Source organism: Rhodococcus sp. OK302, assembly GCF_002245895.1.
Taxonomy (GTDB): Bacteria; Actinomycetota; Actinomycetes; order Mycobacteriales; family Mycobacteriaceae; genus Rhodococcus_F.
This window is the reverse complement of record NZ_NPJZ01000001.1, coordinates 3452306-3473787: the sequence shown is the minus strand read 5'-3', so window position 1 is coordinate 3473787 and position 21482 is coordinate 3452306. Positions and strand designations below refer to the sequence as shown.

Annotated in this window: 22 protein-coding genes; 19 read left to right on the top strand and 3 right to left on the bottom strand. The window is 60.9% G+C overall.

Translation table 11 applies throughout. The features are described 5' to 3' along the window. The 15 genes from BDB13_RS15810 (at position 1) to BDB13_RS15740 (ending at position 16862) form a co-directional block, all read left to right on the top strand. Entirely contained in the window at positions 1 to 555 is a 555-nt protein-coding gene (locus BDB13_RS15810) for a NuoB/complex I 20 kDa subunit family protein (RefSeq protein ID WP_094272479.1), read from the top strand. Then, positions 552 to 1214: an NADH-quinone oxidoreductase subunit C gene (locus BDB13_RS15805; RefSeq protein ID WP_094272478.1), complete on the top strand. Its 663-nt coding sequence runs from the start codon at positions 552 to 554 to the stop codon at positions 1212 to 1214. Before BDB13_RS15810 ends, BDB13_RS15805 begins: the two co-directional genes overlap by 4 nt. Continuing rightward, positions 1214 to 2548, top strand: a complete 1335-nt coding sequence (nuoD, locus tag BDB13_RS15800) for an NADH dehydrogenase (quinone) subunit D (protein WP_094272477.1) — start codon at positions 1214 to 1216, stop codon at positions 2546 to 2548. The genes BDB13_RS15805 and nuoD overlap by 1 nt, the downstream gene beginning before the upstream one ends. Beyond that, on the top strand, positions 2545 to 3363 hold the full coding sequence (gene nuoE, locus BDB13_RS15795; protein ID WP_094272476.1) for an NADH-quinone oxidoreductase subunit NuoE: 819 nt from the start codon (positions 2545 to 2547) through the stop codon (positions 3361 to 3363). The genes nuoD and nuoE overlap by 4 nt, the downstream gene beginning before the upstream one ends. 1 nt (position 3364) lies before the next feature. Beyond that, entirely contained in the window at positions 3365 to 4666 is a 1302-nt protein-coding gene (nuoF, locus tag BDB13_RS15790; protein ID WP_094272475.1) for an NADH-quinone oxidoreductase subunit NuoF, read from the top strand. Beyond that, on the top strand, positions 4663 to 7101 hold the full coding sequence (locus BDB13_RS15785; RefSeq protein WP_094272474.1) for an NADH-quinone oxidoreductase subunit G: 2439 nt from the start codon (positions 4663 to 4665) through the stop codon (positions 7099 to 7101). The genes nuoF and BDB13_RS15785 overlap by 4 nt, the downstream gene beginning before the upstream one ends. Beyond that, positions 7073 to 8362, top strand: coding sequence for an NADH-quinone oxidoreductase subunit NuoH (nuoH, locus tag BDB13_RS15780; RefSeq protein WP_094272473.1), 1290 nt, complete (start codon positions 7073 to 7075; stop codon positions 8360 to 8362). Before BDB13_RS15785 ends, nuoH begins: the two co-directional genes overlap by 29 nt. Then, entirely contained in the window at positions 8355 to 8882 is a 528-nt protein-coding gene (gene nuoI / locus BDB13_RS15775) for an NADH-quinone oxidoreductase subunit NuoI (RefSeq protein ID WP_094272472.1), read from the top strand. The genes nuoH and nuoI overlap by 8 nt, the downstream gene beginning before the upstream one ends. Then, positions 8879 to 9676 carry an NADH-quinone oxidoreductase subunit J gene (locus BDB13_RS15770; protein ID WP_094272471.1) on the top strand — a complete coding sequence of 266 codons (798 nt, stop codon included), beginning with the start codon at positions 8879 to 8881 and terminating at the stop codon, positions 9674 to 9676. The genes nuoI and BDB13_RS15770 overlap by 4 nt, the downstream gene beginning before the upstream one ends. After that, entirely contained in the window at positions 9673 to 9972 is a 300-nt protein-coding gene (gene nuoK, locus BDB13_RS15765; RefSeq protein ID WP_094272470.1) for an NADH-quinone oxidoreductase subunit NuoK, read from the top strand. Before BDB13_RS15770 ends, nuoK begins: the two co-directional genes overlap by 4 nt. Before the next feature lies 1 nt (position 9973). Further along, positions 9974 to 11866, top strand: coding sequence for an NADH-quinone oxidoreductase subunit L (gene nuoL / locus BDB13_RS15760; RefSeq protein ID WP_094272469.1), 1893 nt, complete (start codon positions 9974 to 9976; stop codon positions 11864 to 11866). Further along, the gene (locus tag BDB13_RS15755; protein ID WP_094272468.1) at positions 11860 to 13512 is read left to right on the top strand and encodes an NADH-quinone oxidoreductase subunit M; all 1653 of its coding nucleotides are present in this window, start codon (positions 11860 to 11862) and stop codon (positions 13510 to 13512) included. The genes nuoL and BDB13_RS15755 overlap by 7 nt, the downstream gene beginning before the upstream one ends. Beyond that, positions 13509 to 15104 carry an NADH-quinone oxidoreductase subunit NuoN gene (gene nuoN / locus BDB13_RS15750; protein WP_094272467.1) on the top strand — a complete coding sequence of 532 codons (1596 nt, stop codon included), beginning with the start codon at positions 13509 to 13511 and terminating at the stop codon, positions 15102 to 15104. The genes BDB13_RS15755 and nuoN overlap by 4 nt, the downstream gene beginning before the upstream one ends. Positions 15105 to 15136: 32 nt before the next feature. Then, on the top strand, positions 15137 to 15856 hold the full coding sequence (locus tag BDB13_RS15745) for a lysoplasmalogenase (protein WP_094272466.1): 720 nt from the start codon (positions 15137 to 15139) through the stop codon (positions 15854 to 15856). Between the two features lie 79 nt (positions 15857 to 15935). Continuing rightward, a complete protein-coding gene (locus tag BDB13_RS15740; protein ID WP_094272465.1) occupies positions 15936 to 16862 on the top strand; it encodes a hypothetical protein in 927 nt (308 codons plus the stop codon). 22 nt (positions 16863 to 16884) lie between these two features. Here BDB13_RS15740 and BDB13_RS15735 read toward each other — a convergent pair whose 3' ends face one another. Continuing rightward, positions 16885 to 17187, bottom strand: a complete 303-nt coding sequence (locus BDB13_RS15735) for a hypothetical protein (RefSeq protein WP_094272464.1) — start codon at positions 17185 to 17187, stop codon at positions 16885 to 16887. A 253-nt stretch (positions 17188 to 17440) separates the two neighbouring features. Here BDB13_RS15735 and BDB13_RS15730 point away from each other — a divergent pair, with 253 nt between their 5' ends. Beyond that, positions 17441 to 18070 carry a class I SAM-dependent methyltransferase gene (locus BDB13_RS15730; protein WP_094272463.1) on the top strand — a complete coding sequence of 210 codons (630 nt, stop codon included), beginning with the start codon at positions 17441 to 17443 and terminating at the stop codon, positions 18068 to 18070. A gap of 495 nt (positions 18071 to 18565) precedes the next feature. Here BDB13_RS15730 and BDB13_RS15720 read toward each other — a convergent pair whose 3' ends face one another. After that, positions 18566 to 18796, bottom strand: coding sequence for a TetR family transcriptional regulator (locus BDB13_RS15720; protein ID WP_094272461.1), 231 nt, complete (start codon positions 18794 to 18796; stop codon positions 18566 to 18568). Between the two features lie 67 nt (positions 18797 to 18863). Further along, the gene (locus BDB13_RS32580) at positions 18864 to 19100 is read right to left on the bottom strand and encodes an RGCVC family protein (RefSeq protein WP_094272460.1); all 237 of its coding nucleotides are present in this window, start codon (positions 19098 to 19100) and stop codon (positions 18864 to 18866) included. Between the two features lie 167 nt (positions 19101 to 19267). On the opposite strand from BDB13_RS32580, the gene BDB13_RS15710 reads away from it, so the two are divergent. From BDB13_RS15710 to BDB13_RS33815, 3 genes are all read left to right on the top strand, one after another. Continuing rightward, on the top strand, positions 19268 to 20539 hold the full coding sequence (locus BDB13_RS15710; protein ID WP_094272459.1) for an alanine racemase: 1272 nt from the start codon (positions 19268 to 19270) through the stop codon (positions 20537 to 20539). Positions 20540 to 20723: 184 nt separating this feature from the next. Continuing rightward, positions 20724 to 20984, top strand: a complete 261-nt coding sequence (locus tag BDB13_RS32095) for a hypothetical protein (RefSeq protein WP_176459588.1) — start codon at positions 20724 to 20726, stop codon at positions 20982 to 20984. Between the two features lie 129 nt (positions 20985 to 21113). Continuing rightward, positions 21114 to 21431 carry an endonuclease/exonuclease/phosphatase family protein gene (locus BDB13_RS33815; protein ID WP_441347236.1) on the top strand — a complete coding sequence of 106 codons (318 nt, stop codon included), beginning with the start codon at positions 21114 to 21116 and terminating at the stop codon, positions 21429 to 21431. Positions 21432 to 21482: the final 51 nt, after the last annotated feature.

Sequence of the window (21482 nt, the reverse complement as noted above, 5' to 3'; positions counted from 1 at the left end):
ATGGGTCTCGAAGAAAAGCTTCCCAGCGGATTTCTACTGACCACTGTCGAAGGTTTGGCCGGCTATGTTCGCAAGGGCTCCCTGTGGCCGGCCACGTTCGGCCTCGCGTGCTGCGCGATCGAGATGATGTCCACGACGTCCGGCAGATTCGATCTGGCGCGCTTCGGCATGGAGGCCTTCCGGGCGTCCCCTCGCCAAGCGGACCTGATGATCGTCGCCGGTCGTGTCAGCCAGAAGATGGGGCCCGTCCTGCGCCAGGTGTACGACCAAATGGCAGAGCCTAAATGGGTGCTGGCCATGGGAGTGTGCGCGTCGTCGGGCGGCATGTTCAACAATTACGCGGTAGTCCAGGGTGTCGACCACATTGTTCCGGTTGACATCTATCTGCCCGGATGCCCGCCTCGTCCCGAGATGCTCCTCAACGCAATCATCGAATTGCACAAGAAGATTCAGGAAATGCCGCTGGGCGTCAACCGAGAGGAGGCACGCGCAGCTGCTGAACGCGCGGCACTGGCGTCCACTCCCCTCTTCGAGGTGAAGGGCCTTCTGCGATGACTCCTGATCGCGATGGTGGACGCGGAATGTTCGGTGTGCGAGGCAGCGGAGACACCTCGGGATACAGCCGCCTCACCCGGCCAGTCTCAGCACCGGACAACGCTTCTCGGCCGTACGGAAGCTATTTCGATGCCATCGCTGACGGATTGACCGGCGCCCTCGCCGCCAAGGGCATCGAATTCTCGGAGGCAATCGAGAAGGTTGTGATTTTCCGCGGCGAGATGACCCTGCATATCGAGCGTTCCTACTTGCCGCAGGTTGCCCGGCGCCTCCGCGACGAACCGGACTTGCGGTTCGAATTGTGTCTGGGTGTCAACGGAGTTCACTACCCCTCGGACACCGGACGTGAACTGCACGCCGTGTACCCCTTCTCGTCCATCACACACAATCGCCGCGTCAGACTGGAAGTGTCCGTACCCGATTCGGATCCGCACATTCCGTCGCTGGTGGGCACCTATCCGGCCAACGATTGGCACGAACGCGAAACGTACGATTTTTTCGGCATCATCTTCGATGGCCATCCGGCGCTGACGCGGATCGAAATGCCGGACGACTGGCAAGGTCACCCCCAGCGCAAGGACTATCCCCTCGGCGGAATCCCCGTCGAATACAAGGGAGCCCAGATACCGCCCCCCGACGAGCGCAGGTCGTACCTCTGATGAATAACACTGCCGACAAAAAAGAATCCACCCGGCCCGAGACGGTCTACACCGCTGCCGGTCAGGACTGGGACCAGATTGTTGCCGCTGCGGCGCAGAATCGATCCGATGCCGGTGCCGAGCGGATCGTCGTCAACATGGGCCCTCAGCATCCGTCGACGCATGGCGTTCTTCGTCTGATCCTCGAAATCGAGGGCGAGACGGTGGTCGAGGCCCGATGCGGAATCGGCTACCTGCACACCGGAATCGAGAAGAACCTCGAGTACCGAAACTGGACACAGGGCGTCACTTTCGTCACTCGCATGGACTATCTGTCGCCGTTCTTCAACGAGACGGCGTACTGCTTGGGCGTCGAAAAGTTGCTCGACATCACCGAGGACATCCCCGAGCGAGCAACCGTCGTTCGCGTGATGTTGATGGAACTCAACCGCATTTCTTCGCATCTTGTCGCATTGGCGACGGGCGGCATGGAGTTGGGCGCGGTCACCGCGATGCTGTTCGGCTTCCGCGAACGCGAGCTGATCCTCGATGTCTTCGAGACCATCACCGGGCTTCGAATGAACCATGCATTCATTCGCCCCGGAGGTTTGGCGCAGGATCTCCCCGACGGATCGGTCGCGAAGGTACGCGAATTGTTGAAGGTTCTGCCGAATCGGCTGCGCGACATGGAATTGATGCTCACCGACAATTCGATCTGGAAGGCCCGCACCAGCGGCATCGGGTATTTGGATCTCACCGGTTGCATGGCTCTCGGAGTGACGGGGCCGGTGTTGCGAGCCACGGGATATCCGCACGATCAGCGGCGGGCGGGGCCGTATTGCGGCTACGAGAACTACGAGTTCGACGTGATCACTCACACCGGATCCGATTGCTACGGGCGGTACATCATCCGAGTGGAGGAGATGAAGGAGTCCCTGAAGATCGTCGAGCAATGCCTGGACAAATTACGACCCGGACCAGTAATGGTGGACGACCGGAAGATTGCGTGGCCGGCAGACCTCGAGGTCGGTGCGGACGGCCTCGGCAATTCGCAGAAGCACGTCGGCAAGATCATGGAATCGTCGATGGAAGGGCTGATCCATCACTTCAAACTGGTCACCGAAGGAATCCGCGTTCCGGCCGGTCAGGTTTACGTGGCCGTCGAATCACCTCGCGGGGAACTCGGCGTTCACATGGTCAGCGACGGCGGTACCCGGCCGTACCGCGTGCATTTCCGGGATCCGTCGTTCACCAATCTGCAGGCCGTAGCAGCAATGTGTGAGGGAGGCATGGTGTCCGATGTCATCGCGTCGGTAGCCAGCATCGATCCCGTCATGGGCGGAGTGGATCGATGACCGAAAGCGCACACGGCACCCGAGTCTTCATCGAACTCGGACCGCGCCCCGAGGAGCCCACTCAGTTGGTGCGCCCGGGGGCCCGAAGCAGTTACCCGGCTGATGTTCTCGCTCGACTCGACAGCGATGCCGAAACAATTATCGCGAGGTACCGCGACGACTCCGCCGGACAGGCGTCGATCACCAGCAGATCTGCGCTCCTTCCATTGCTGCATCTCGTCCAGTCGGAGGACGGGTACATCACACCGGCCGGAATCGACTTCTGCTCAGGCAAACTCGGCCTTACCGGCGCCGAAGTTGCGGCAGTGTCCACGTTCTACTCCATGTACCGACGCGGTCCCACCGGCGAGTATCTGGTGGGTGTCTGCACCAACACGCTGTGCGCGATCATGGGCGGCGACGCCATTCTCGAAGCCCTCGAAGAGCATCTCGGCTCAGCGGGAACTCGCGACGACGCCGCACACTCGCTCAGCACCTCCGACGGCAAGATCACGCTCGAACACGTCGAATGCAATGCCGCGTGTGACTACGCACCGGTGGTCATGGTCAATTGGGAGTTCTTCGACAACCAGACGCCGGAATCGGCGCGCTCCCTGGTCGATGCCCTGCGCAGCGGCGAACGCGTCACGCCCAGTCGGGGCGCCACATTGTGTTCGTTCCGTGAAACGGCCCGCACCCTCGCGGGGTTCGAAGATTCTCGCGTCGAGGCTTCGGAGGCGGAGACCTGCGGCGACGCTACCGTCGCCGGCCTGCGAATTGCGCGCCGGCAGGAACCCTCGGCAACTGATACGTCCACGCCCGGCGAAGGGAAGTGACATGCCACTCGCGCCTGTACTGAGTCGGTATTGGGACGAACCCTCGTCGTGGACTCTCGACGCGTACCTACGCCATGACGGCTATCAAGGGTTGCGCAAAGCACTGTCCGGCACACCCGATTCCGTGATCGACACGATCAAGGATGCGGGCCTGCGTGGGCGCGGTGGCGCAGGATTTCCCACCGGGTTGAAGTGGAGTTTCATCCCGCAGGGAGATGACAAGCCGCACTATCTCGTCGTCAATGCGGATGAGTCCGAGCCGGGCACATGCAAGGACATGCCGTTGATGATGGCGACGCCCCACACGCTGGTCGAGGGAGTGATCATCGCGGCGTACGCAATTCGCGCCGCCAAGGCCTTCATCTACGTCCGCGGCGAGGTTGTCCCGGTACTCCGTCGCCTGCAGACCGCTGTCGCGGAGGCCTACGCTGCCGGTTTCCTCGGCCGGAACATCCTCGGTACCGGTTTCGACCTCGATCTGGTGGTGCACGCCGGCGCGGGCGCGTACATCTGCGGTGAGGAAACCGCGTTGCTCGACTCCCTGGAGGGTCGCCGCGGCCAACCGCGATTGCGTCCGCCCTTTCCCGCAGTTGCCGGACTGTACGCGTGCCCGACCGTGGTCAACAACGTCGAATCCATTGCCAGCGTGCCGTCAATCATCCACAACGGACCCGAATGGTTCCGATCCATGGGTACTGAAAAGTCGCCAGGATTCACGTTGTATTCGCTGTCGGGCCACGTCACGACGCCCGGACAGTACGAGGCTCCCCTCGGCATCACGTTGCGTGAACTACTCGAGTACGCCGGCGGTGTGCGTGCCGGTCACACTCTCAAGTTCTGGACGCCCGGTGGGTCGTCCACACCGATCTTCACGGACGAACATCTTGATGTCGCCCTCGACTACGAGGGCGTCGGTGCCGCTGGATCCATGTTGGGCACCAAAGCATTACAGATTTTCGACGAGACCACGTGCGTCGTTCGGGCGGTGCTTCGCTGGACCGAGTTCTACGCCCACGAGTCGTGCGGCAAGTGCACTCCTTGCCGTGAAGGTACGTACTGGCTGGTGCAAATCCTGCAGCGCCTCGAGAGTGGTTCCGGTACCGAAGCCGACTTGACCAAATTGCTCGACATCTCCGACACCATCCTCGGAAAGTCATTCTGTGCCCTGGGCGACGGCGCCACCAGCCCGATCATGTCTTCGCTCAAGTACTTTCGCGACGAGTATCTGGCCCATTTCGATCAAGACGGTTGCCCGTTCGATCCGCACCGGTCCGTTCTCGCGACAGGAGCGTACGCGTCATGACCCAAGCAGCTGATCCCGAGACCGACACTGCGGTACCGTCGGACCTCGTCACACTCACCATCGACGGCACAACGGTTCAGGTCCCCAAGGGCACGTTGATCATCCGGGCCGCCGAGATGATCGGCACTGTCATTCCCCGGTTCTGCGATCACCCCCTCCTCGATCCCGTCGGCGCATGTCGACAGTGCATCGTCGAGGTGGAAGGTCAACGCAAACCTTTGGCGTCGTGCACCGCTACGGTCACCGAAGGCATGGTAGTGAACACCCAGGTCACCTCACCTGTCGCGGAGAAAGCGCAACGCGGCGTCATGGAATTGCTGCTCATCAATCACCCGCTCGACTGCCCGGTCTGCGACAAGGGCGGCGAGTGCCCCTTGCAGAATCAAGCGATGTCGACGGGCCGAACCGAATCCCGGTTCGGTGAAGTGAAGCGGACATATCCCAAGCCGATTCCCCTCTCGTCGGAGGTCCTGCTCGATCGGGAGCGGTGTGTTCTCTGCGCACGGTGCACTCGGTTCTCGCAGCAGATCGCCGGTGACCCGTTCATCGAACTCCTCGAGCGAGGCGCCCTGCAGCAGGTCGGGATCTACGCCAACGAACCTTTCGAGTCCTATTTCTCCGGCAACACTATTCAGGTTTGCCCGGTGGGCGCACTGACCAACACGTCGTACCGGTTCCGTGCCCGCCCCTTCGATCTGGTGTCCAGTCCGAGCGTCTGCGAACACTGCGCCGACGGTTGCGCTCAACGCACCGATCATCGCCGCGGAAAGGTTCTCCGACGCCTTGCCGGGGACGATCCGGAGGTCAACGAGGAGTGGAACTGCGACAAGGGCCGGTTCGCGTTTTCCTATGCAACACAGGGCGATCGAATCACGACTCCCCTCATTCGCGATGACAACGGCACTCTGATTCCCGCGTCGTGGCCATTTGCCCTCGACTTGGTGGCACGAAAGTTCATCGAGGCACGCGGCAACGCCGGTGTGCTGGTCGGTGGACGCTCAACAATGGAAGACGCTTACGCGTACAGCAAGTTTGCACGAATCACGCTGGGTACCAACAATATCGACTTCCGGATCCGTGCCCAATCTGTCGAGGAGGCTCAGTTCCTGGCATCACACGTGGCCGGAAAGCCACTCGAGGATTCGATCAGATACGAAGACCTGGATTCCGCGCCGGTCACACTGCTGGTGGCATTCGAGCCGGAAGAGGAGTCGCCGATCATCTTCCTCCGTCTGCGCAAAGCCGCGCGCACGCGCAAAGCAGCAGTAATCTCACTTGCGCCGTATACAACTCGCGGTCTCCAGAAATTGTCGGGTCGACTACTGCAGGCCCGCCCCGGCGACGAACCTGCGGTTCTCGACTCATTGCGCGAAGAATCCAGCGAGATTGGCACGCTCCTCCGTCAGCCTGGCGCTGTCATCCTGATCGGAGAAAGGCTGGGCTCAATTCCCGGCGGACTCACGGCAGCAATGCAATTGGCCGACACCACCGGCGCACGACTCGCCTGGATTCCGCGCCGCGCCGGTGACCGCGCGGCAATCGAGACCGGAGCACTGCCGCAGCTACTGCCGGGTGGTCGACCGATCACCGATCCTGTTGCTCGGCAGGAAGTTTCCTCGCTGTGGGATGGCGAGATTCCCGCCGCCGACGGACAAGATGCGGCGCAGATGCTGGGATCAGCGTCGGCGCTGGGCGCATTGCTGATCGGCGGCGTCGACCTTGCCGACATGCCAGATCCCGATGCTGCCAAGGCTGCCATTGAAGCGGCAGGCTTTGTGGTCAGCCTCGAGATTCGGCACAGCACTGTCACCGAACTGGCGGACGTAGTCTTCCCGGTAGCTCCGGTAGCGGAGAAACCGGGAACATTTGTCGATTGGGAAGGCCGCGAACGCCCCTTCGATACGGCCTTGCGAACCACTGGTGTAATGCCGGATCAGCGAGTCCTGCACGCGATTGCCGCCGAGATGGGATTAGACCTACGGCTACCCGATGCCGCCGCCGCGCGTGCAGAAATCGGCAGGCTCGGAAAGTGGTCCGGCGGGCGAGTTTCGGCACCGCCGTCATCACCGACTGCCCCCGCCGAGCCGAAACTGGGTGAAGCCGTTCTGGCCAGCTGGCATTTACTTCTCGACCTCGGCCGACTCCAGGACGGTGAACCCAACCTGGCGGGCACTGCGCACGCTCCCGTCGTCCGATTCTCTGCGGCGACGGCCACCGAGATCGGAGCCGAGGAAGGTCAGCCGGTTTCCGTCAGTTCGGAACGCGGGACGATCACCTTGCCGTTGATCATCACCGATATGCCACCGCGGGTTGTCTGGCTCCCGCTCAACTCACCCGGCAGCGAGGTCAACCGAACGCTCGCCGTTCCCCCGGTGGCGTCGTCAGGATCTCGAAGCAGGTGCCGTCATGAGCGGATATCTGTCTGCCCCGGCTGACCTTTCGGCCTACGGCCACGATCCTCTGTGGTTGATCATCGCCAAAGCGCTGGTCATCTTTGTGTTCCTCCTGCTCACCACGCTGGTCGCTATCTACGCCGAACGTAAAGTCATGGCGCGCATGCAGATGCGTGTCGGACCGAACCGCGTGGGTCCGCGGGGAATGCTCCAGAGCCTGGCCGACGGGGTCAAACTTGCGCTCAAGGAAGGCATTACGCCGGCCGGCGTCGACAAACCGATCTACATGCTGGCCCCGATCATCGCCGTGGTACCCGCGTTCATGGCGTTTGCCGTTGTTCCTTTCGGACCGGAGGTGTCAATCTTCGGAACCTGGTCGCCGCTGCAACTGACGGATCTCCCCGTCGGAGTGCTGTACATCCTGGCTGTCACGTCGATCGGTGTGTACGGCATCGTGCTCGCAGGCTGGTCCTCCGGTTCGACGTATCCCCTCCTCGGCGCACTGCGATCCACGGCGCAGGTCATTTCCTACGAAGTCGCGATGGGGCTGTCGTTTGCCGCCGTATTTCTTTACGCCGGAACGATGTCCACGTCGGGAATCGTCAGCGCGCAGGAGGGCACGTGGTACGTCTTCCTGCTTCTCCCGTCGTTCCTGATCTACGTGACGGCCATGGTCGGCGAAACCAACCGCGCACCGTTCGACCTCCCCGAGGCCGAGGGCGAGCTGGTGGGCGGGTTCCATACCGAATACTCGTCGCTCAAATTCGCGATGTTCATGCTCGCCGAATACGTGAACATGGTGACCGTCTCGGCGCTGGCCACGACGCTTTTCCTCGGCGGCTGGCATGCACCGTTCCCCCTCAACCTGTGGGACGGGGCAAATTCCGGGTGGTGGCCAGTTCTGTGGTTCATCGGCAAGGTCTGGTTTTTCCTCTTCGTGTTCATCTGGCTCCGCAGCACGCTCCCCCGATTGCGCTACGACCAGTTCATGAACCTGGGTTGGAAAATCCTCATCCCCGGAGCATTGGTGTGGGTCATGACAATCGCGACGGTGCGCGCATTCCGCAATGCCGGCTACAACACGTGGTTGGTGCTGCTGTGCGTGGGCGTTGTTCTCGGCATTGCGTTGCTCATTCTGGTGGCCAACATCTTCCGCAGTCGTCGCCGGGAAGTCGGCTCCGGACCTGAGAAACCTCTCGAATCCCGACCTTTCGATCCCCGGCCTTTCGATCCAATGGCCGGCGGGTTCCCTGTCCCGCCGATGCCAGGTCACACTGCTCCCTCGGAGGACTCCCATGCCTGAATTCCTCGGACCACTCGCCGGTTTCGGCGTAACACTCTCCACCATGTTCAAGAAGCCCGAAACCGAGTTCTATCCGGAGGAGAAGCGCCCTACCGCGCCGGGCTATCACGGGCGTCACCAACTCAATCGCTACGCCGACGGACTCGAAAAATGTATCGGCTGCGAACTTTGCGCTTGGGCGTGTCCCGCCGACGCAATCTACGTCGAAGGTGCCGACAACACCGAGGAGGAGCGGTTCTCCCCGGGTGAGCGGTACGGCCGGGTGTATCAGATCAACTACCTGCGGTGCATCGGTTGTGGACTGTGTGTGGAGGCCTGCCCGACCCGGGCACTGACCATGACCAACGAGTACGAGATGGCCGACGACAACCGCGCTGATCTGATTTACGAGAAGGACCAACTGCTCGCGCCGCTCGAGCCCGACATGGATGCTCCGCCGCACGCACTTCGCCCCGGAACCACCCAGGACGACTACTACCGCGGCGACATCGGTGCCACTGGCCAGGAGCCGGAACAATGATCGCGGCGACAGTCACCACAGTGCTCGCCGACGGCGGCCTGGTGTCGACGTCGACGGGCGAGGCCGTACAGTTCTGGATTCTCGGCACACTGGCTGTCATCAGTGCACTCGGCGTCGTCGCTGCACCTAAAGCTGTGTATTCAGCACTGTTCCTGGCGATGACGATGATCATTCTCGCCGTGTTCTACATGGTCCAGGGCGCACTGTTTCTCGGTGTCGTCCAGATCGTCGTGTACACGGGCGCGGTGATGATGCTGTTCCTGTTCGTCCTGATGTTGGTCGGTGTGGATTCCTCGGATTCGCTGGTCGAGAGTCTGCGCGGGCAGCGAGTCAGCGCCATCGTGATCGGCCTGGGTTTCGGACTGCTCCTGATCGGTGGGCTCGGTAACGCCTCGATTTCAGGGTTCACCGGGTTCACAGGGCTCGAGCAGGGCAACGTCGAAGAACTGGCCGATCTGATCTTCATTCGCTACGTCTGGGCCTTCGAATTGACTGGCGCACTGCTGATAACGGCAACACTCGGGGCGATGATGCTGGCGCACCGCGAGAAGATCGAAGCGGCAATGAATCAACGAGAACTCTCGGAGCACCGTTTCAAGTACCTGAGCAGCGACGAGGACAATCCTGAAAAAGGCTCGGCCACACCATTGCCCAGCCCCGGGGTCTATGCGCGCCACAATGCGGTCGACATGCCGGCGAGGCTTCCCGACGGTTCACACTCGGATATCTCCGTCAGTAGTGCATTGACGCCGCGCAGACAACCGCAGCACCCCGGAGAGGTGAACGATCGATGAATCCCGAGAACTATCTCTATCTGTCGGTTCTACTGTTCACGATCGGCGCTGCCGGAGTTCTCCTGCGACGCAACGCTATCGTCGTCTTCATGTGCGTCGAGCTAATGCTCAACGCCGCCAATCTTGCGTTTGTCACCTTCGCGCGGATGCACGGCAATCTCGACGGCCAGATCTTCGCGTTCTTCACCATGGTCGTCGCCGCCGCCGAAGTGGTTGTGGGCCTGGCAATCATCATGATTATCTTCCGATCTCGGCGTTCTGTATCCGTCGACGACGTAGACCTGCTGAAGTACTGATATGTCAGGAGGAATCACGTCCGCCGTCTGGTTACTGCCTGCACTGCCGCTGTGCGGCGCTGCCGTCCTACTACTTGCCGGTCGCCGCACCAATGTGTGGGGGCACCTGTTCGCCTGTGTGATGGCGCTGGCATCGTTTGCCGTTGCCGTGGCGTTCTTCATCAGCATGCTCGGCCGCGATACCGCTGAGCGAAGCATCGACGAGCACCTGTTCAGCTGGGTGCCGGTTGAGAGCTTGCAGGTCGAGTTCGGACTCCAATTGGACCAGCTGTCCATGTGTTTCGTCCTGCTCATCACGGGTGTGGGATCGCTGATCCACATCTACTCGGTTGGGTACATGGCCCACGACCCGGAGCGTCGTAAGTTCTTCGCCTATCTCAATCTGTTCCTCGCGGCAATGCTGTTGCTCGTCCTCGCCGATAACTTCCTCGGTCTCTACGTCGGCTGGGAGGGCGTCGGATTGGCGTCGTACCTGCTCATCGGATTCTGGCAGCACAAGCCCACCGCGGCCACCGCAGCCAAGAAGGCGTTTGTGGTCAACCGGGTGGGCGACATCGGCCTGATGATCGCAATGATGTTGATGTTCAGTACGTTCGGATCGCTCTCGTTCAGCGATGTTTTCGGCAACGCGTCGGCTGCTAGCGAGGGTGTGCTGACGGCGATCGGCCTGATGCTGCTCCTCGCAGCCTGCGCAAAGTCGGCCCAGGTGCCCCTGCAGTCGTGGCTCGGCGACGCGATGGAAGGCCCCACCCCGGTGTCGGCGCTGATCCACGCGGCAACGATGGTCACCGCGGGCGTGTATTTGATCGTGCGTTCCAACCCGATCTTCGATCTGGCGCCCGACGCCCAAACTGTTGTTGTGATCGTCGGTGCCGTCACCCTCTTGTTCGGGGCCGTCATCGGTTGCGCGAAGGACGACATCAAGAAGGCCCTGGCCGCTTCCACCATGAGTCAGATCGGATACATGGTTCTAGCCGCCGGTTTGGGCCCTGCCGGATATGCGTTCGCGATCATGCACCTACTGACGCACGGATTCTTCAAAGCCGGACTCTTCCTCGGTGCCGGTTCCGTGATGCACGGGATGAACGATGAAACCGATATGCGGCGTTACGGCGGACTCCGCGCGTTCATGCCTCTGACGTTTATCACCTTCGGGCTCGGTTACCTTGCCATCATCGGTGTTCCGCCGTTTGCCGGGTTCTTCTCCAAGGACAAGATCATCGAAGTTGCCATCGGTGAAGGCGGCCTCAAGGGCATCGTTCTCGGCATCGTCACCCTGCTGGGTGCCGGACTCACCGCGTTCTACATGACGCGCGTGATGCTGATGACCTTCTTCGGAAAGCCCCGCTGGGAGAACCAGGAACCCCACGAATCCCCCGCTGTGATGACGTCGCCGATGATCCTGCTCGCCGTGGGCTCCGTTGTCGGGGGAATTCTGCTGACCGTCGGATCCAGCTTGCAGAACTGGCTCGAGCCCGTGGTCGGATCCCATCACGTCGAACCACCGATACCGGCGTGGACCATCACCGTACTGGCGCTCGTCGTGGTTGCGGCCGGCGTCGGAGTTGCCTACCGCGAGTACGCCACCCGGGAAATCCCACTCGAGGCCCCCACTTCCGTTTCACCACTGACCGTCGCGGCACGCCGCGACCTGTACGGTGACGCCTTCAACGAAGCGGTGTTCATGAAGCCCGGCCAACAACTCACTCAGGCATTGGAAGTGGTCGACGCCAAGGGAATCGATGGCGTGGTGAACAGCTTCGCCGTTGTCATCACCGGGCTGTCGACTCTTGTCCGCAAGCTTCAGACCGGTTTTGTTCGCTCGTATGCCCTTGTGATGTTTGTCGGTGCAACACTGGTAGTCGCGACGATGATGGCGGTGACACTGTGGTGACCCAACTAGCTGCGACCGAAACCATTGCGAACAGCGGCTTTCCGGCCCTGACTGCCTTGTGGTTGCTCCCCCTCGTGGGCGCCGCAGTGGTCGTCGCGCTGCCCGCCCGGTCGCATCAACTCGCCAAATACGTCGCGCTCGCAATGTCTTTGGCCGTACTGGTGATCGCGGTTGTTCTCGGAAGCAAATTCGACCGCGGCGGAGAACAGTTCCAGTTTGTCGAGAGGCACAGTTGGATTCCCGCCTTCGGAACCAGCTACACACTCGGATTGGACGGCATTGCACTGGTTTTGGTGCTCCTGACCGCAGTCCTGGTACCACTGCTCCTGGTTGCCGGTTGGCACGATGTTCCCGCGGTTCCGCTCGATACTCCGGATGCCGAGCCACGGCGCCTTCCGCATACCTACTTCGCGCTGATCCTTGTTGTCGAGTCGATGGTTCTGGTCTCGTTCAGCGCACTCGACGTGCTGCTCTTCTACATCTTCTTCGAGGCAATGCTGATCCCGATGTACTTCCTCATCGGCGGTTTCGGCGGAGCCAACCGATCGCGTGCCGCGGTGAAGTTCCTGCTGTACAACCTGCTCGGCGGCTTGGTCATGCTCGCGGCTGTCATCGGGCTCTACGTTGTCACGGCCCGTGCAGAAAGCCCGTTCAGCGCAGGCACTTTCGATTTCCGGGCGATCGCGACTGCTGCAGCAAACGGCGATCTGGGTGTCGGACCGGGGGTTCTCAACGCGTTGTTCCTCGGATTCATGTTCGCGTTTGCCGTCAAGGCGCCGCTCTGGCCACTGCACAGTTGGTTGCCTGATTCGGCGGTGGAATCCACGCCGTCCACTGCCGTTCTCATGATGGCAGTCGTGGACAAGGTCGGTACCTTCGCGATGATTCGCTACTGCCTGCAACTGTTCCCGGAGTCATCCGCAACTTTCGCTCCGTGGATCATCGCCCTCGCTGTCGTGGGAATTGTCTACGGCGCAATCCTGGCGATCGGGCAGACCGACATCATGCGACTCATCGCCTACACATCGATATCGCACTTCGGATTCATCATTCTCGGAATCTTCGCGATGACCAGTCAAAGCCAAGCCGGGTCGACGCTCTACATGGTCAATCACGGAATTTCGACGGCGGCACTGTTCTTGATTGCGGGTTTCCTTGTCTCGCAGCGAGGTACACGGGCAATCGCGGCGTACGGGGGCGTCCAGAAAGTCGCGCCGGTTCTGGCCGGCACCTTCCTGGTGGCCGGACTTGCAACGCTGTCCCTACCGGGCCTTGCACCGTTCATCAGTGAATTCCTGGTATTGATCGGCACGTACTCGCGCTATCACGTAGCCGCAATCATTGCGACGCTTGCACTAGTCTTGTCCGCGATTTACATCCTGTGGCTCTACCAGCGCGTGATGGGTGGACCCGAGAAGGAAGGGTCCGACAAGATTCGAGATCTGGTGCGCCGCGAAATCATCGTCGTGGCACCGTTGCTCGCGCTACTCCTCTTGCTTGGTATCTACCCCAAACCGGCTCTCGACATCATCACCCCTGCAGTCAGTCACACGTCCGTCGATCACGTTCCGACGCCTGTAACAGTCGATCAGGTTCCGACGCCGCTTGTCACTGATGCCAACGCCGACGGAGGTGCCCACAAATGAGTTCCTTCGACAACCTGACGCTTCTCAGCGAAGCCGCCAACCATTCACCCAGTATCGAATACGGCCTGCTTTCGCCCATGTTGATCGTGTTCGGGGTAGCGGTAGCGGGAGTGCTGGTCGAAGCATTTGCACCACGAGGCCTGCGCTATCCGGTCCAACTGGTTCTCGGCGTCGGCGGATTGGCAGCAGCATTTGTTGCCGTCGTCCTGCTGGCGGGAACAAAGTCCGTGGCCATGATGGGTTCTGTTGCCATTGACGGCCCAACCCTGTTCTTGCAGGGCACAATTCTGCTGGTCTCGATTCCCGCAGTACTGCTTGTTGCTGAACGCGGATCGGGAAACACCGTCCCCGAATCGCCGAACCACGACGCTCTCGGAAGCTTCACACCGCAAGCATCGAGCGTCCCGGGAAGTGTTGCTGAGCAGGAAGCCACCAAGGCCGGGATAGCTCAGACCGAGGTTTTCCCACTCACTTTGTTCGCCGTAGGCGGGATGCTTCTGTTTCCTGCTTCCAACGACCTCCTGACGATGTTTGTTGCGCTCGAAGTGTTTTCGCTGCCGTTGTATCTGCTGTGCGGACTGGCGCGTCGACGCCGACTCCTGTCGCAGGAAGCTGCAATGAAATACTTTCTCTTGGGGGCGTTTTCGTCGGCGTTCTTCGTCTTCGGAATTGCGATGCTCTACGGATACGCGGGCACCGTCGATCTCGCCGGCATTGCCGACGCCGCACGCATCGGAACCGAAAATGACTCGTTCCTGTGGCTCGGTACGGCTCTCGTCGCAGTTGGCCTGCTGTTCAAAGTCGGTGCCGTGCCATTCCATTCGTGGATACCCGATGTGTATCAGGGTGCACCCACTCCGATCACCAGTTTCATGGCCACGGCCACCAAGATCGCGGCGTTCGGGGCCATACTGCGAATCTTCTACGTGGCACTGCCCAATGAGTATGTGAATTGGCGCCCCCTGATGTGGGGCGTCGCGATCCTCACGATGATTGTCGGATCGATTGTCGCCGTCACCCAGACCGACATGAAGCGGATGCTCGCCTACTCGGCTATCGCCCATACCGGATTCATCCTGACCGGCGTTGTCGCAGATTCCGATGCCGGACTGTCTGCGACGATGTTCTATCTCCTCGCCTACGGTTTCAGTACCGTGGGCGCGTTCGCCGTCGTAAGCCTTGTCCGGGACGCCGACGGAGAAGTTGCCGAACTCTCTCGCTGGGCCGGATTGGGTAGGCGCTCACCACTTATCGCGGCGGTGTTTGCACTGTTCCTTCTGGCCTTCGCCGGAATCCCCTTGACCAGTGGGTTTATCGGGAAGTTCGCAGTGTTCCGTGCGGCTGCGGAGGGCGGCGCCGTTCCTCTCGTGATCGTCGGCGTCCTGTGCAGCGCGATTGCCGCGTACTTCTACGTGCGTGTCATCGTGCTGATGTTCTTCACCGAACCAACGGAAGACGCACCCACCGTTGTTGTTCCGAGCGCTCTCACCAGTAGTGTCATCGGCCTCGGCGCCGGCGTCACTCTCATTCTCGGCATCCTCCCCCAGCCTGCTCTCGACCTGGCCGAGCGCGCTGCGGAGTTCATTCGCTGAGTGCCGATACCCAAGCCCGATACTCTCAGTCGATGACGAAGGATACGAGTCTCGACAACCGCATCACCCGACTATCCGACACGATGCGGAGCCCGTGGCTCATTGCCTTTGCCATTGTCGCCGTCGCGCACCTGATCCTCAATGCTGCGGACGCGTCACCGTGGGACGGCATCACCAAAGTTATGCTCGCTCCCCTACTGGCCGCCTGGGTTGTCGCCGATCACGGCCCGCGCATTGTCGCTGCAGCACTCATCGCCTGCGCCTTCGGCGATTTGTTCCTCATCTGGGATGACACATTCATCGTTGGCATGGCCGCCTTCGCCGTCGGCCACATCTGCTTCATCCGATTCTTCATCTCCCGCGGTGCACTGGCGGAAGTGCGCCGCAACCCGTGGGTTCTCATCGCCTATACGGCCGCGGCAATCGCGCTCGTTTGTTACACGTGGTCAGGATTGGGCGATCTCATGATCCCCGTCCCGATCTACGCTGCGATCCTCGTCGGCACGGCAGCAACGTCATTGGCTTACAACCGGATTGCAGGATTGGGCGGTGCACTGTTTCTCGCCTCGGACGCGATGATCCTACTGGGACAGGCGGACAAGTGGCGGCCTGAGCCCGCCGATATCTGGATCATGACCAGCTACATCCTCGCCCTGCTGCTCCTGACAATCTGCATCCTTGGCCGCGAACGTCAGACATCGGCGTCACGATCTCGAACCACCGATGCACGCGCGGGATCGGCTGAGCAATAGGACGTAGCCGGGACATTGACCAAGCGCCTTTTCGGCCTCGAAGATGGTCATTCACATCCTTTGCCGTCTAGCATCGCCTATGCCCGATTTCGGATCCGACGCATCATCCGACGCACGACTGGCTCGCTTGGAGCGAGAGATCGCAGAGCTGCGGGCTGCCAAAGGTCTGGACGAGAATAACAATGCATCCGTTCCCGAAATTTTCGTATCTGGATCGGATCGCACAGATACGCAGGATTTGAGAAAGTTACTCGGAAGCGAGAAATTCGAACAGATCCGAGCAGCGTTGGAGCAGTATGGGCTGGTGGATTCCACCGGCACCGCTTTCGATGAATCCACCCGCCAATCACTTCGACAGACTCCGACAATGTTGCTGTCGGAACCGCCGCGGCGAGTTCCACTCGCGTTCAGGCTCGCGGGCCTGTCCTGGAAATGGTGGGAAGCATTTACGATTCTGATGGTCTTCACCGCTCCGATCGCCCTGTGGTTGTTCGTGCCCAAATCCTTACCGGCGGCATTTATCGGTCTCGTCGTCGTGCTCGGGTTCAGGCGCGTCCGAGCTGTCGGCATCAAGACGGAGGTACTGCGCTGGGGAAAGGTCGCCACGGTAACTCAGGTCGATCGCGTCTCAACCGGAACGTACTTCAGCGGAACAACTTACAGCAACGTACGACTGGCCCAGGCGCGAGGTTGGGTCGTGGAACGCCGATGGTACAGCGGGCCGGGCTCAACTACTCGTGTGCACTATTCGCTGGATGGGTTGGACGGTGAACTGACGGTTCGCGGACTGCCCTACACATTGGGGGTGATCTTGGCGAGCGTAAAGGATTCCTCGAAAGCTCTGTGCGTCAGCGATTTTCCCTACGATCTCGAGGTTGACGAGAATGGCGATTGGCGATCAACCATCGGCACTCGTCTCTGGATCGGAATAATCGCGACCGCGACGGTGTATGCAGCCCTTGTCATCGGCGCTGCCTGGACCACCTCGGTACTGTGGCTCACCTGAGAAAAGACACCGCGCAGCCAGATCACACGCGAGCGGCCTTGACCTCGTCGAAGAATGCGATGACTGCCGATTCCTCTTCCCGTGAGACGGTTAGCGAAGCCCGTGGTCCCGCCACGGCAATCGAGTCGTCGGGAAGCCGGTTTCCGATAGTGAGCTTCAGACCCGATTTCGACGGTTTTGCTTGCACCGCAATGTGTTCGACATGCCAGCGACACACTTCGCTAGTGCTGGCCGCAGTCCGGTCGAAGACCTCCACCGTTCGGTGGTCGAGGACCATCACAATATTTGTTCCGACAGCGACTTCCAGATAACGTCTTTCCGCCACGGCGCACGCCTTTCGATGAGGTAGCACCGACGGTACACACCGTCGCGCCTGCCCGACGGGGGTTCGGGCAGGCGCGCTGCCTCATTGGTCACCCCCCGGTGATCAGTTCCGGAGGATTCGCCGGTTCTTCGTCCCAGTGCCGACGCAGTTCGTCGAATCCACTGCCGGCTGGATCCGCACCACCGCCCCCTTGCGGATACCTCCCGGGCGGGAGCGTGATCGGCACCAGTCGATCGCTCGGTACCATCCGGGGATGACTACACCGACGCCCAGTGAGCGCACCCCAAGCCAGTGGGAAGAAATTGTGGCCGTCGACTCGACACATTCCACGCGATATGTGGAGCGATTCAGGTCGATGGTGGCGGAAGGCAAGGACATCGTCGGTGAAGCTCGACTGATCGATGCGATGCTAGGCCGCGGCGGACGGGTTCTCGATGCAGGCTGCGGACCGGGCAGATTGGGCGGCTACCTGCACGAGGCCGGTCACGACGTTGTCGGTGTCGACGTCGATCCGGTGCTGATTGCCGCCGCCGAGGAAGATCATTCCGGGCCGACATGGCTCGTCGGCGATCTTGCCGAGTTGGATCTGCCCGCCCGCGCAGTTGCAGCCGATTTCGACGTCATCGTGTGCGCCGGCAACGTGGTGACCTTCCTGGCACCGTCAACCCGGCAGACCGTCCTGACCAGGTTCACCCGTCATCTCTCCTCGACCGGCCGGGTAGTCATCGGGTTCGGAGCCGGGCGAGATTACGAATTCTCGGACTTCCTTGCCGATGCCGAGGCAAGCGGACTGACCGTGGATCTACTGCTGGAGACCTGGGACCTGCGCCCCTTCACTGAAAATTCCGGCTTTCTGGTGGCTGTATTTTCGCGCGCGAACTGACCACCGTGTCCCGAAAGACGTCCCCGCGGGGACGTCTTTCGGATACGTCGACTGCTAACCCCTATCGCTGATAGCGAGCCAATACCGCTCGACGCCGACGATCGAGCACCTACTTCCTTTCGTCCGTCGAGACCGTTCGACGCCGGCCAGTTCCTCCGTCAGACCAACGAACTTCACTATTCACACTGTCGGTGTCGGTAGATTGAGAACCCGACAATGCGGTAACGACGTAGTCATCGAAAGTTTCTGTAGCAGTGCCAATTCTGAGCGCATCACGTTACATGTGCATAGCGATCGCCGAGAACGCCGTGTTGAACATCATCGAGGTTCGCTCGGCGGACTGACCCTCCGACAAATGTGTCAATGAATCCACCAACCGTTGATGGATTTCGCGGTTCACATTGCCGGGCGAATCAAGATCCGCACCGAAATAGTCAACTGTAGGAAGGAGCTTCACCATAAATTCGGCGCAGTTGGCGCCATCGACGGAACCACTTAACGAGGGGGCGAAAGGAACGATCGAGCCTCTGCCATTGCCATCACGCGGCGACGAAACACTTCGATCAGCAGTTGATCGCGTCCGCCGAAGTGATACTGCACCGCGGACGTATTACGTTGGCCCGCAATGATTGCCACATCTCGCAACGACATCGCGTCGACTCCGTGGGTTCCCAGGAGTCGCTCCGCGACATCGACCATTGCGCTTTTGGGATCTACAGATGCCATGCAACGACGGCATAACGCACTGCATTAAACTGTCAATGCAGTGCGTTAATTGAGTGCGTGGTGCAATTCAGTACCGGGTGTAGTGCTGCTGGCTCGCGTGCTCGTCAGGGCAGATGCACTTTCGGTCAAGGTTCCGGTCCGAGGTCACGGCGCAGAATCGAATGCCGAGCGGATCGTGGGAATCCAGACTGTGCCCACAGGCCGGGCAGGACGGCGTCGAGTCAGTCGATCCCTCGTCCTGTTGGGGGGCAGTTGACTGAGAAACTTCGGCGGAATTCGACACATCAGTGGGGTTCGAAGCCATGGTGGTTCTCCAATTCTCGGCTGGTGGACTTCAGACCGATTTGGGCGCCGAGGACGACATGGCTAGACGGCGCATATTCGAATTGCCCTCGGCATCCTCCACGCTACCCGCTTCCGCCGAAACAATCGGATCCGCGGGTCGACAGCACAGAAGGCACAATTGACGCCATGACCGAGAATACGAGCCTGCCGATCGGTTGGCAGCACAAAGCGTTCGGAACCGACCTCCACGGTCTGCGCAGTTCCGATCTCGAAGCGTTGGGGATTCCGGCTCTCGACGGCGGCCTCCTCCTCCCGGTAATGACGCTCAATCGTGAAGCGATCTCACATAATCTGGATGTCATGGCACGGTTCTGTGCCGACCACGACGTAGACCTTGCACCGCACGCCAAGACCACGATGAGTCCGGAGTTGGTTCGCCGACAACTCGAGGCCGGCGCGTGGGGAATGACCGCGGCAACTGTCGCCCAGGCTCGCATTCTCCGCGAGTTCGGCGTCGACACCATCATCATTGCGAGCCAGGTTCTCGACCTCGCGGGCATTCGATGGATCTGCGATGTGCAGTCGACGGACCCCGAATTCTTTGTTGCTACCCTGGTCGACTCGATCGAGAGCGTCCAGTTGATGGAGCGGTTGATCGCGCAAGTCTCACCGAGCAGCAGAATTCGCGTACTCGTCGAACTCGGCTATGACAGCGGCCGCGCCGGGGCGCGCACTCTCGAGCAAGCCCTCGACGTTGCCCGCGCAGCGTCACAGGCACCGTCTCTCGTCCTCAGCGGAGTCGAGGGTTTCGAGGGCATGATGCCGGGCGCTTCGGTGGCTGCCCGTCGCATCTCTGTAGATTCGTATCTGTCATCGGCCCGGGCATTCACGGAAATCTGCCTGGCAGAGAACCTGTTCGAGAACAACTCGACAAAAGCCTCGCTCCCCCTGGTTACCTTCGGCGGCAGTGCATTTCACGATCAGGTTGTCCGCAAGTTTGCCGGCGATTGGGCAGCCGACAACGGTGTGCGCGTCGTGCTGCGCAGTGGTTGTTACATCACCCACGACCACGGCCTTTACGCCGATACCTCACCCTGGGCAAATGGTCCGATTACTTTGCAGGCAGCCGTTGAGGTCTGGGGCGTTGTGCTCTCACTACCGGAGCCAGGCCGGGCGATCCTGGGCTTCGGTCGTCGCGACGTGGGTTCCGACGCGGGCTTTCCCAAAGTTTTGTGGCGACGGCGAGATGGCTCCAATCGACCAGCTCGGACACTGTCGATCACTGCCCTCAACGATCAGCATGCCTACGTCGATGTGCCCGAAGGATTCGACGTGCGGGTCGGTGATCTGCTGGGCTGCGGGATTTCGCACCCGTGCACCACTTTCGACAAGTGGTCATTGATTCCCGAGGTCGATGCGGACTATCGCGTCGTAGGATTGGTTCACACGTTCTTCTGACCAGACCGAGGCGGATGATCACTTCAACACAAAAGCCGACGCTGGAAGCGCCTTTCACCGTGATGACGAATACGACTCGAGATGTGTTTCGAGGAGCGATTTTGGGTGCGTGCTCACAGACGCGACAACCCGGACTCCGGCCTGGCGCCGGGCAACCTCACGGAGTGGACAGCGACTCCGGTGGATGACGGTCCTTCTCCTGTGGTCAGTGGTGGGTGTTCCCGCAACCGCGGATGCCGACGTCCCGGCGCCGCACGACGCGATTGCCGCGGACACCGCTGCCGAGTCGGGCACCTTCCGGGCACTGACCTACAACATCGCCGGCCTGCCGGCAGTACTGTCGAGCGCCAGGACGGACCGGCCGTCGAGCACCACCAGCATCGGGGCGAGGTTGGCGCCCTACGACGTGGTGAACGTGCAGGAGGATTTCAACTACCACGCCTAGCTGTACGCCGCGGCCAATCATCAGTACCGAATACCGACCAGCGGAGGGGCCGGGTTCGGCAGCGGCCTGAACACCTTGTCCATGTTCCCGCTCGAAGGTCCGACACGTGTGAGCTGGGAGACTTGCTGAATCGGCAGCGGTGACTGCCTGACGCCCAAAGGCTTCACGTTCACCCGGATTCACCCGGCAGACGACGTAATCATCGACGTCTACAACCTGCACACCGATGCCGGATCTGAAACCCGTGACATGACGGCCCGGTCCGCCAACCTGGACCAACTCACCCGCTTCATCGCCGCGCGGTCCGCCGGCAACGCCGTTGTCGTCATGGGAGACACCAATAGTCGGTACACCCGAGCCGGCGACTCCATCGCCGAGTTCGCCGCGGCAAACGGCCTGCGAGACGGGGTGGATCTGCGAAACCGTGGACAAAGTCTTCTACCGTAGTGGCGATCACGTGGCCCTCGGGGCGACCGGATATCGCAACGCCCACACCGA